The organism is Streptomyces sp. NPDC054847, from assembly GCF_053610925.1.
Map to the genome: position 1 here is coordinate 1 of NZ_JBSGZJ010000212.1, position 11,800 is coordinate 11,800.

The following is an 11,800-nucleotide window of genomic DNA, read 5'->3' on the forward strand; positions in this document are numbered from 1 at the left end:
ACGTACTACGCGCCCACCACCCCGGCCCGGATGACCCCGAACACCACCTACACGGTGGAGTTCACGGTCACCAACACCACGTCCTCCGCGTGGGCCGCGGGAGAGCGCGAGCTCTCCTACACCTGGAAGCTCCCCGACGGCACGGACGCCACCACCGGCGGCAACCAGCTCGAGACCCCGATCCCGGCCCTGCTGCCGGGCAAGTCGGCCACGATCCAGGCGAAGGTCGCCACCCCGATCAACTCGGACTCCGGTAACAAGCGCAACGAGTACGTGCTCGGCTGGGACGTCCGCAAGATCGCCGACGGCACCTGGCTGTCCGCCGGCACGGGCGGCATCCCCCCGCTGAAGCAGAACGTCGCCGTCGAAGACCCGACGTCCAACAGCCTCGGCCTGGAGAAGTTCTACGCCTATACGGGCAAGAACACCGGTGCCGGGTCGACGGTCATGAACAACCTGGCCGCAGGTAACAGCGTCTGGTCCCACAACGCGTTCACGAACCCGGGCCGTGGCCTGAGTACCTTCGCCCGGTTCGCCTACAACTCGCAGGACACCTCCGACACGGTCGCCGGTCATGGCTGGTCGTTCCAGGCCGCCGGCCCTACCCGGCTGGGCGCGCCGCTGGACTTCCACCCGAACCCGAACCCGACGGAGATCCGTCTTCCGGACGGCGACGGCACCACGCATGTCTTCCGCTGGGACAGCGCCAACAGTGTGTGGAAGGCTCCTGCGGGCGTCCACTACAAGGTCACGATGAAGTCGGGCCTGGACTGCAAGCCGACCAAGGACCCGGTCCCGGACGCCTGGACGCTCACGCGCCCCGACGGCACGCGATTCCTGTTCGGCTGCGACGGCTACATGACGTCCACGGTCGACAAGAACGGCAACACCCAGACGTTCACGTACGAGGAGCGCAAGTCCAACAACAAGCCGACCAAGTTCCTGACCTACATCACGGACCCGGCCGGCCGGCAGTCGCTCACCGTCGACTACTTCAAGAAGGGTGAGGCGTCCTACCAGTACATCAACGACACGGGCGCGAAGGTCACCGGCACCAATCTGACCAACTCCAAGATCTACGACCACGTGAAGTCCATGACGGACATCTCGGGCCGCAAGATCGAGTTCTACTACACCACCAAGGGCCTTCTTGGACAATTCACCGACGGCGTGGGCTCGTCACAGCCGAAGAACTTCAAGTTCACCTACGACGCCACGCAGGGGAACAGGAACGTCAAGCTGGTCAAGGCCACCGACCCGCGCGGCAACAGCACGTCGCTGGCGTACAACGCACCGCAGGCCGGTGACGACCCGAAGTACCACTGGTGGACCAAGACGATCACCGACCGTCTGAGCGGCAACACGGGCTTCACCTACACCGTGAACGCCACGAACACGAAGTTCACCGACACCAAGGTCACCGACGCCGAGAACCATGCCACTAACTACGTGACAGACGACTTCGGTCGCGCCGTCCAGACGACCAACGCCAAGTCGCAGGTGGCCAAGACATCGTGGGACGCGGACAACAACGTCACGTACCTGGAGGAGGCCAACGGCGCCAAGACCGCGTACTGCTACGACCAGAAGACGGGCTACCCGCTCTGGCAGCGCGACGCCGAGAACAACAAGTCCGGGGTCCCGCCGGCGTCCGACTGCGCGCCCGACACCTATCCGGCCAACTCCACTCAGTACACGTACCAGACGCGGTTGGACGGCTACTCGGCGGACCTGTTCACCAAGGCGTCCCCCGAGGGCCGCAAGTGGCAATTCGGCTATGACCCATACGGCAATCTCAAGACGGTCACCGACCCCAAGGGCGTCGCCACCACGACCGTCGCCGGTGACTACACCACGTCGTACGAGTACGACTCCTACGGTCAGCTGACCAAGGCGACCGACGCCAACGGCAACCCGACCGCGAACAGCGGCTTCGGGCCAACCGGCTACCCGAAGACGATCACGGACGCGCTGAACAAGTCCACTTCCTTCGTCTACGACGAGCGCGGCCAGGTCACCGAGGTCACCGACGCACTGGGCAAGAAGACCACGCAGACGTACGACACGTTCGGGCGCCCAATGGTCTCCACGGTGCCGAAGGACCAGGCAGCGGGCCATCTGATCACAACGCCCGCACCGGAGTACGACGCGAACGACAACGTCACGAAGTCGACAGCTCCGAACGGTGCGGCATCCATCGCCGTGTATGACGCGGCCGACCAGGTCGTCTCTGCAACAGCACCGGCAAACAACAACACTGAGCCACGAAAGTCGACCTATACGTACGACAAGGTCGGCAACGTGAGGACGACGACGGATCCTAAGGGCAATCTCGTCGGCGCAATCGTCGGCTCGTTCACAACCACAAACAACTACGACGAGATCTACCAGCTCACCTCTGTGGTCAACTCGGCCGCGGATGCCATTAGCTACGAGTACGACAACGTCGGCAACGTCACCAAAGTCATCGACCCCAAGAAGACGGCTACTGCGGAGACCACCGACTACACCACCAAGACCGCCTATGACCTGAACCACAGGGTCACGACAGTCACCGATGCGGCGGGTAAGTCGACGTCGAGAAAGTACGACAAGGACAACCTTGTCACCGAGGCCACGGACGCCGAGAACAACACGACCTACATCAACTATGACGAGCGTGGCAAGCAGACCGAGGTCAGCGTTCCGCACTCGGGCTCGACGGCGATCACCTACCGTTTGACCAAGTTCGAATATGACCAAGTCGGCAACACCACCAAGGTCGTCAGCCCGCGGGGCGCATCAACGGCCGCTGCGGATGACTTCGCAGCACGCACGGAGTACGACGCGCTGAACCGGCCGGTCAAGCAGTACCAGCCGTATGACCCCGCAGATGCCCGCTACAACAGCCCGGACGTTTACACCGAGACGGTGTATGACGCCGTGGGTCGGGTCGCCAAGACGTCGCTGCCGCCGTCCGTGGGCCAGACGGTCCGCAACGACACCACTCAGTCCTACTTCGACAACGGATGGGTGAAGTCGTCCACAGACCCATGGGACATCGTCGCGAAGTACGAGTACAACGAACTGGGCCAGCAGACGTCCCGGACACTGGTCTCTGCGGGCGGCTCATCCGACCGCGCCATGGGCTGGACGTACTACCCGGACGGATCACTCAAGTCCCGTACGGATGACGGCGTACCGGCTGGCAAGGACGTGGTCCTGGCCGACAACTCCGACACTCAGAACACCTCCTTTACAGGTACCTGGAACAAGGGAGATCTGCCCGGACAGCAGGGCTACGACTACCGCACCCACCCGGCGGGCAGTGGCAGCGGCGCCTTCACCTGGACACTGAACATCCCTAAGGACGGCACATACACCGCGTATGTGAAATACCCGAACGTGGACGGCGCCGCGTTCGCAGCAAAGTACACGCTCACCCATGCCACGGGTACGTCGGAGAAGACGCTTAACCAGAATCTCAACACGGGCACCTGGGTCGCACTCGGCTCCTACAGCTTCAAGCAGGGTAACGAGGCCGAGCTGACGCTCGAGCAGAACGAAGCAGGACCCGTTCAGGCCGACGCCGTCAAGCTGGTCCGTGACACGACGGGTGAACCGGCCGACGACGAGAAGCACAACTTCGTCTTCGCGTACGACGTCAACGGCAATCTGACGTCGATCGACGACACTTCCTCCGGCACGAAGATCGACGCCTACACCGTCACATACACGGGCCTTAATCAGGTTCAGAAGGTGACCGAGGCGCTGGCCGGGCAGGAGAAGAAGTCCACGTCGTACACCTACGACGCCAACGGTCAGGCTGAGACCGTCACGCACCCCGACCAGTACGCCAAGTACACCTACGACCTGCGCGAGCTGGTCAAGACCGTTTCTGTCGGCAAGACGGCCACTGACCCCGCCTCGAAGGTCTCTTCGTACACCTACACCGACCGAGGGCAGAAGCTCAAAGAGACGAAGGCCAACGGCAACACAATCGACTACTCCTACTACCTCGACGGCGTCCTCCGGTCCACGTCGGAGAAGAAGCCGAACGGCACGCTCGTCTCCTCGCACAACTACGCCTATGACCCGAACGGCAATAAGGCGCAGGACGTCGCGAAGAAGATGAATGCCGACAACCACGCGGCATACCTCGACTCCACCACCGACTACACCTACGACCCAGTGGACCGGCTCACCAAGTCAGTCAAGACGGGCAACGGTGCTGGCACGGACACGTACATCCACGACGACAACGCCAACGTCATCAGCCAGACGGTCAAGGGAACGGCGACCACGTTCACCTATGACCGGAACCGGCTGCTTGCGGCGACGGCATCCGGTACCACAGCCGGCTACAACTACGACCCGTTCGGGCGCCAGGAGTCCGTCACCAGCGGTGGGCAGGTTGTGTCCCGAAGTATCTACGACGGTTTCGACCACGTCGTGGAGTCCCAGGCACTGGACGAAGCAGGCACGCTGAAGTCGACGAAGTACACCTTTGACCCGCTGGACCGTACGACGTCGAAGACGGTGGACGGAAAGACGACCGACTTCACTTATCTCGGCATGTCCGGGGAGGTACTGAACGAAGAGGTCGCTGGCCGGCTGACAAAGTCCTACCAGTACACACCTTGGGGCGAGCGACTGTCCCAGGTCGCACACAACAGCGACGGGACGACCGAGGACGGCTACTACGGCTACAACGGCCACACGGACGTCGAGACGGTAACAGACAACAGCGGTGACACTAAGGCGACCTACGGCTACACCGCTTACGGATCGGACGACAAATCCGAGTTCACCGGCATCGACAAGCCCGACGCCGGTGACCCCACCAAGGAGGCGTACAACCCCTACCGCTACAACGCCAAGCGATGGGATGCCCAATCCGGCACGTACGACATGGGCTTCCGTAGTTACAATCCCGGCCTCAACCGATTCACCACCCGGGACATGTACAACGGCGCCCTCGCCGATATGAATCTCGGGGCCGACCCGTACACGCGCAACCGCTATGCCTTCGCCGGCGGCAACCCGACCAGCTTCGTCGAGCTGGATGGACACTTGCCATGTGCAGATGGGATCAAAGATGTCTGCGGCTCGTCAAACAGTGTAGGAGTTCTGGCTACCGGTGGAGCCGCGGCCGCAGCAGGTGCCGTTCCCGCGAAGCGCCCAGGAAGGGCCCCTGAGCTCGCTACAGACCGCTTGCGCCACAATGCAGCTGTCAAGGCGATGGCCGCTTACCTGAGAGCCCAGTGGGCACAGAATCCGAATGTGCAGGTGTACACCGAGTACTACATCAAGGGTGCCCAGCGCACGAGCGGAAAAGGTGGCAGCGCCGACATTGTCATGATCTTCGAGGACGACATCTACGTATGGGAGATGAAGTCCGCCAAGACCGCCGAGGAGGATGGCCCTAAAACGCTCGACCGCTATATCACGGCGCTACAGAAGATCGAGGACAAGAGCCCCTTTGGGCGAGTCGTGCAACGCGGTTGGGAACTCCCGCAAGTGGCCACTGTCGACCCTGTCAATCCGAAGCAGCAGGTGGTCGCTCAGTCGACCCGGTCGCGTAGCGGATCCAAGCGCACCGGATCGGAATACGAAGGAGTGGTGGGTTGGTGGACCCGTAAGCAGCTTCCGAAGGATAAAGCACCGCCCGGGATGGAACCCGTGCCCGTTTTGGCTCCGCTGACGGTTCAGGCATGGCAGCCGACTCCCGAGCAGCAGCGGAATATCCAGTATGGCGCGATAGCAGCCGGCGTGCTCTATATCATCGGAAAGATGATCACTAGTCCGTTCGGGCTCGAATGATCCAATGAAAGGGTCGCCCGCCTGAGGGTGACCAGCATCCGGTAGAGTGTGGCGGGGGATCAGGTTTTTCGATTCCCCGCCACATACCTTTTGTGATAGTGGGATGGCAATGAGTACAGTAATGAATGCAAACATCAGCCATGGCCTCGTGGCGGAACTTACGGTTCATTCCCCGGAAAAGCAATCGCTGGCTGGTGTGGCGTTTGACTGGATTGTGCTTGGCGTTGTCGAGGCTGACCTCGAAGGGAATCTGTCAATCCTCGATCAGGAAACCCCATCTTCCGTCAACGGGTTCTCTCGCATGCGAGATGCTTTGCCGAGTGCAGAAGAGGCTTTCGGGTGGGGTGTCGTCTCCGTGGCGCCACAGGGAACGTTCGACGTGCTTTATAATCCGTTTGTCGCCGCGGCCTATCCATGGCTGCGAGGGGCTTTGCAGGATGCTCCGGAGTCGGCAGAGGTCAAGATTGGAAGATTTGATGGCGGAGAGACGGCTCGCAGCGCGATCCGGCTTTCTGTATCGTTTGACGAAAACCTTCCTGATTACGTCAAGCTCTCCTATCACGTTGACGAAGCAGTCCTAATCGATCCAGCAAGAACTGAGACTGAGCATTTGCGTTTGCTTAGAGTGGTCGATTGGGCGTGTCACCGTTTTAATGTAGTTTTCGGGCATTTTTCATACGCGCACACCGGCGGAGCTACGGAAGTTGAGCGCTACTTGCGCGGACCTTCTCGCGTACCGACTCGTAACACGCCATTGTGGCGCTCCAAACTGCGAGGATACTCATGGCTCATGACTATCTCGGCGCCCATAGTGCAATCTCTCGGTGGCATTGATTCCTTGACTTCGACGGGTGTGTTCACCTCCGTAAAACCTTTGCCGAACGGTTCCCTGCTGCTTCAGGCAACGCAACTCTTCCAGGAATACCGCGGTCACCAAGTCGCCGCCCTCCATGAAACGTTCCGAGACGTAGTCGTGCAAGGCGAGTGGCGCAGCCTTTCTCCAGCGCCGGGGCAGCCATCCAGGCATATGGTCGTTTTCGGCCAGTGAGCCCTTTTCTAACCTGCTTCGGGAATTCGGCAGTTGGGCTGCCAACGTGGTGAAGCCCCTGGTAGATGGGTTTTCGACCAAGAGAACCGTCTCCACCAGGGGCTTCACGTGCTTGTTCACCCGTCCGGCGTCGACGTGTCCAGCTCTGCCCTCTGCTTCCTCGCGCAGCAGCTGCGGCGGCACCCCCGCGCGATCGGCGCCCGTTGGTGGCGCCTGAGCGTCGGTCCGCCGCGATGCGGTGAGTTCAACACGGTCCAGTGCATCTTCCCTCTCAGCCCGGTTTCGACGGAGACCAGGTAGTCGAGATGAGCGGTCTCCTCGTCATCGAGCAGGCTGCCCGGTTGACCGCCGCCTACCCGCCTTGCTTGTTCGACAATCTTGAATCTCAAACCAGATCGTCATACTGCAGCGCCATGATTGGCTCATGCCCGTATCCAGCCTTGCCCAGCGGCTCGCCGACCACGTTCAACACCTACTTGGCGGCCCGTTCCCTTCACCTGGGGGGTGGACCCACATGGGCGCTGTCATCTGCGACGTCAGTTTCCAGCCTCGGTGCAACTACGAGGCGACCCTGCGACCGCGGCTTCTCCGTCTGCAACTGAACTGGCCTGACGCGAATACTGTCTGCGGCTTCCAGCGCCGGCTAGCGGCGGAAGACTTGGCCGCGGCCATGGGGTTTAGAGGTCATCTCATTTGGCTGGATAGGCTGTTGGGCGTGGTGGGGATTGTTGAGCGGCTGGCTCCGGACGAGCTGTGGGAGTTGTTTCAGCGGGTGGTGCCGGAGGCGCCGTCACGACCTCAGGGTGGCGGTCGGCGTCGCCACGGTGACCGGGAGGTCCTGGCGGCGATCGTGTTCGTGGCGACGTCGGGCTGCACCTGGCAGCAGCTGCCTGCGGCGTCGTTCGGGCCGTCCGGTGCGACGGCCCACCGCCGGTTCACCGAGTGGACGAAGGCCCGCGTGTGGGCCAAGCTCCACCGCTTGGTCCTCGATGAACTCGGTGCCCGCGGCGATCTGGACTGGTCGCGGTGCGCGATTGACTCGGTGAACATGCGGGCTCTGAAAAGGGGGACCTGACGGGTCCGAATCCTGTCGACCGGGGCAAGTACGGCTCGAAGATCCACTTGATCACCGAGCGGACCGGTCTGCCCCTGTCCGTCGGCATCTCCGGGGCCAACGTCCACGACAGCCAGGCCCTGATTCCGCTCGTGAAGGGCATACCTCCGGTCCGGTCCCGACGAGGCCCTCGCCGGCGCAAGCCCAGCAAGCTCCACGCCGACAAGGGCTACGACTACCGTCATCTGCGGCAATGGCTGTTCCAGCGCGGCATCCGGCACCGCATCGCCCGCAAAGGCGTCGAGACATCCCAGCGACTCGGCCGACACCGCTGGACCATCGAACGCACCATGGCCTGGCTCGCCGGCTGCCGCCGACTCCACCGCCGTTACGAACGCAAGGCCGAGCACTTCCTCGCCTTCACGAGCATCGCCTGCACCCTCATCTGCTACCGCCGCATGAACCGCCGAACACACACCGAAGACACCGCCACGTGCACGAGTATGGCCAGGTGATCAGATCCGAGCAGATCCAGAACGCAGCCCAACTCTGGCAGGAACACCTCGACGCCGACTTCCCCGCCACCCTGCGCGGCGTCGAGTTCGAAGACGTCGACATGGTGATGCTCGACGCGGACACCGCAGGCTGCACCTACACGTGGATCAGCAACGGCGGCGCCCTCGATCCGGAGCGCAGACGCATCCTGCAGAGCTGCATCGAAAAATTGGACCGAGTGATTCCGCAGATCAGCGACCCATCAGACCGCCAGTACTACCAGCGGCTACATCGACTCGCCCTCCTCGTTTCGAGAGCTTCGGACGCCAAGTGAGATGACCTCTTAACCACGCCCAGAAGGTCGCGACAGCCCACGCCATCACCGACCTCCTCGCTGCCGACCGGGTGGATACCCGTGACGACCTCCACACATGGCTCGACCATCAGGTCAATCGCGCCGCTCTGCGTACGGTGAAGGGGGTGGGGCCGAAGAGCGTCGACTACATCGGCAATCTCGTCGGCCGTTCGCACGTCGCCGTCGACGTACATCTACGCGCCTTCGCCGCAGATGCCAGCTTTCCTGACCTTCCCTATGACCAGTTGCGTGCGGTGTACGAGGAAGCTGCCGCACTCCTCGGGCACGACAAGGGCGGATTGGAGCACGCCGTTTGGCGGCATAAATCTGAGCCTGCGTAGCCCCCCAGCGGGTCGAGGGCTTGGTGCGCGGGCGGGGCGGGCAGATCACCTGGACGCCGTACAGCCGGGTCTCCCGGACGGCAGGATGGTTCCGTGGATCTTGAGAACGTAACGGCGGTAGGAGCGGCAGCGGTTGCCCTGCTTGCCGCGCTCATTACCCTCCTTGTCGGCTGGTGGCAGTTGCGGGGTGCTCTCACCCAGGCCGGTGCCGCGTCGGAAGGCGCCTTCGCCCAGGCCAGGGCGGCACTCGAAGCCGTGGCTGCCACGGCTGTCACAAATCACGACCAATGGCGCCGGAGTCTACGGCGTGACGCGTACGTCGCCTTCCTCCTGGCCACGGCGGAGGTGGAGGGGATCAGGTACCCGGTGGACGATGTCGACGACACGACCCTACAGGCGCGTCGGTCCGCAGCCGAGGAGGCCCTCAACCGTGCCAGGGCGGCGAAATACGTGCTCGACCTGGAATCCCCGGACATGTCACAGGTCGCGGAGTCGCTGTTGGCCGCCGCGGGGGAGTACACCCGCGCAGCGCGCGTTGTCGCCGACTACAACCGGGCACGATTGGCGATGGCGAGGATCGAGCATGACTCCGGCGAGCGATTGCGGGAACCGTTGCGCGCGCTCCACCAGCTGAGTCATGTCGTGCGGTCTTCCTCGGACGAGAACGAGGAGGAGCGGCAACGGGAGCTCGTGTCGGCCTACGACACGGCGCGAGCCTCGCTGATCCGGGTCGAAAGGCTCACCAACGAGCAGAGGAGTGCCTTGGTGGACTACCACTCGCAGCGTTCGGACCCCTATGCTGCCCTGCTCTCTGTTCCCGAGAAGCGTGCGGAGTTCCTAGAGGCGGCGCGGCGGCGGTTGGAGGCGTTGCAGGCGTGATTGCGGGGCTGCACCAAGGCGCTGCGGAGTGGGGGCGGCCACCTGGTCTCGGTGGCTTCGAGGCAGGTGAGTCGGAGGGGGCTGCGGCCCGGACCGCAGCGGTGTCGGTTGGTGCACCCTGCCCTTGAGGTTGCCGGGGACGGATTGGGTGGTGTGGTCACGGCGCACGCACTGTTCCATTTGCGTTCGAATCTAAGGGTGTCTCCAGTCTGTGGGTTCACCGCGCCGCCGAGCGGCTCTAGATATGCTGTCCCGGCAGGTTGGTGACGCGGCTGGCGGGTGTGTGGCCGTCGATGCCGGTGTGGGGTCGGTGGTAGTTGTACCAGTCCAGCCAGTCGGGAAACGCTGCCTGGCGTTCGGCGTCTGAGGTGTAGGGCCGGTGGTAGGCCCATTCGTCGAGCAGGGTGCGGTGGCAGCGTTCGACCTTGCCGTTGGTCTGGGGCCGCCAGGGCCTGGTCCAGCGGGGGCTGATGCCCAGCTCGCGGCATGTTTCGCGCCAGGTGTTCTTGGTGTAGGCCCAGGCGTTGTCGGTCAGGACCCGCTCGACGGTGATGCCCCGGGCGACGAACCAGGCGGTGGCCCGGGAGAGGAAGGCGGCGCAGGTGGCGGCCTTCTCGTCGGGGAGGTCTTCGGTGTAGGCCAGGCGGGAGTGGTCGTCCGGGGCGGTGTGACGGTAGGCGAGTCCGGTGCCGGCGCGGTTTTTGCGGCCGGTCGCGCGGCCCAGGACCTTGTGGCCGCCGCCGTCGGGGATGCGTCCGAGTTTCTTGACGTCGATGTGGACGAGTTCGCCGGGCCGGGCACGTTTGTAGCGGCGGATGGGCTCGCCGGTGGCGCGGTCCAGGGTGGCCAGGGCTTACAGGCCGTGCCGCTTGAGGATGCGGTGGGCCGGCGAGGGTGCGACGCCGCAGCGGGCGGCCAGCCTGATGGGGCCGATGCGGTGCTCGCGTCGCAGGCGCACGACGTGGTCCTCGACCGCGGCGGGAGAGCGGCCTGGCTGGTGGTGGGGGCGGCTGGAACGGTCGTGCAGTCCTGCGGCTCCCGCCTGACGGTACCGCCTGGCCCAGCGGGCGGCGGTGGTGTGACTGACCTGGAAGCGTTCGGCAGCCCGGCGCAGCGGCCAGCCGTCCTCGACGACGCACCGGGCCAGACGAAGCCGTCCGGTCGGAGTCAGCGGGGCGTTACGCTGGGACAAGAGGGCCTCCTGTGGTCGGGTGTGGATGTCGCAATCCACACCGAACCCAGAAGGCCCTCACCCGTTCAAGCACCCAGCACGCGTGTCACCAACGTCCCGGGACAGCACATCTAGAGCCGGATGAAGGCGAGGACTTCCTGGATCCCGCCGCCCGGGATGACCTGTTCGTCCGCGGCGACCACGAATCGCCCGCATATCCCTCAGGCTCGCCGCGCAGACCTTCCCCACCTGGGCTCGCACGAGGCTGTACGTACCTGGGGCGGTGGGAGCCCCGGCCGGGACCGTGGCCACCCGTTGTGGCGGCTGCAGACTGCAGGCGAAGACCATCGGTGCTGGGAAACCGGTCGCACCCTGCAACCCTCGTGAGCACCTCCTTCTCTGATCGGCGGTCGGCCGCCAGGTCTTCGGATTGGAAGCCGTCAGTTCGCTTTGCGGTTTTAGCGGGTGGTCAGTGATCCGGGACGGTCGGAAGGGCTCGGGATCTGCGATATCGGCCCTAATGAGACGGAGATCGTGACGCTCGTTTGACGCTCCGATCTTAAGACGTCGTTTCCTTTGGCATAGGCTCGTGCCGTCGACCGGCCAGGTGGGTGTCGGTGCGATGTGGGAGTCTCCGGGACATGAGTTACGACCT

The 11,800-nt window shown here is 63.6% G+C and carries 6 protein-coding genes and 1 pseudogene; 6 read left to right on the forward strand and 1 reads right to left on the reverse strand.

What is annotated here, in order from left to right; all coding sequences use genetic code 11:
- From ACWGH4_RS20840 to ACWGH4_RS20865, 6 genes are all read left to right on the forward strand, one after another.
- Positions 1–5,802: golvesin C-terminal-like domain-containing protein (locus tag ACWGH4_RS20840; protein WP_453462938.1), on the forward strand; the 5,802-nt coding region annotated here is incomplete at its 5' end.
- 121 nt (positions 5,803–5,923) lie between these two features.
- Complete coding sequence (locus ACWGH4_RS20845; RefSeq protein WP_453462941.1) at positions 5,924–6,850, forward strand: hypothetical protein; 927 nt, start codon at positions 5,924–5,926, stop codon at positions 6,848–6,850.
- 670 nt (positions 6,851–7,520) lie between these two features.
- Positions 7,521–8,419, forward strand: a protein-coding gene (locus ACWGH4_RS20850) for an IS5 family transposase (protein ID WP_453462953.1) whose coding sequence is annotated in 2 segments (ribosomal slippage) — positions 7,521–7,914 and positions 7,914–8,419 — 900 coding nt in all. Because the reading frame shifts where the segments join, the coding sequence is not laid out codon by codon here.
- Positions 8,416–8,733, forward strand: a complete 318-nt coding sequence (locus ACWGH4_RS20855; protein WP_453462944.1) for a hypothetical protein — start codon at positions 8,416–8,418, stop codon at positions 8,731–8,733. The genes ACWGH4_RS20850 and ACWGH4_RS20855 overlap by 4 nt, the downstream gene beginning before the upstream one ends.
- Before the next feature lie 146 nt (positions 8,734–8,879).
- Entirely contained in the window at positions 8,880–9,095 is a 216-nt protein-coding gene (locus tag ACWGH4_RS20860; protein ID WP_453462947.1) for a hypothetical protein, read from the forward strand.
- A 93-nt stretch (positions 9,096–9,188) separates the two neighbouring features.
- Positions 9,189–9,974: a hypothetical protein gene (locus ACWGH4_RS20865; RefSeq protein ID WP_453462950.1), complete on the forward strand. Its 786-nt coding sequence runs from the start codon at positions 9,189–9,191 to the stop codon at positions 9,972–9,974.
- A 238-nt stretch (positions 9,975–10,212) separates the two neighbouring features.
- On the opposite strand, the pseudogene ACWGH4_RS20870 reads toward ACWGH4_RS20865, so the two are convergent.
- Positions 10,213–11,166, reverse strand: a pseudogene (locus tag ACWGH4_RS20870) (IS481 family transposase).
- Positions 11,167–11,800: the final 634 nt, after the last annotated feature.

Bases quoted from the DNA above. Each gene is read 5' to 3' on its own strand.
- ACWGH4_RS20845 (WP_453462941.1), top strand. From the start codon at position 5,924: ATGAATGCAAACATCAGCCATGGCCTCGTGGCGGAACTTACGGTTCAT.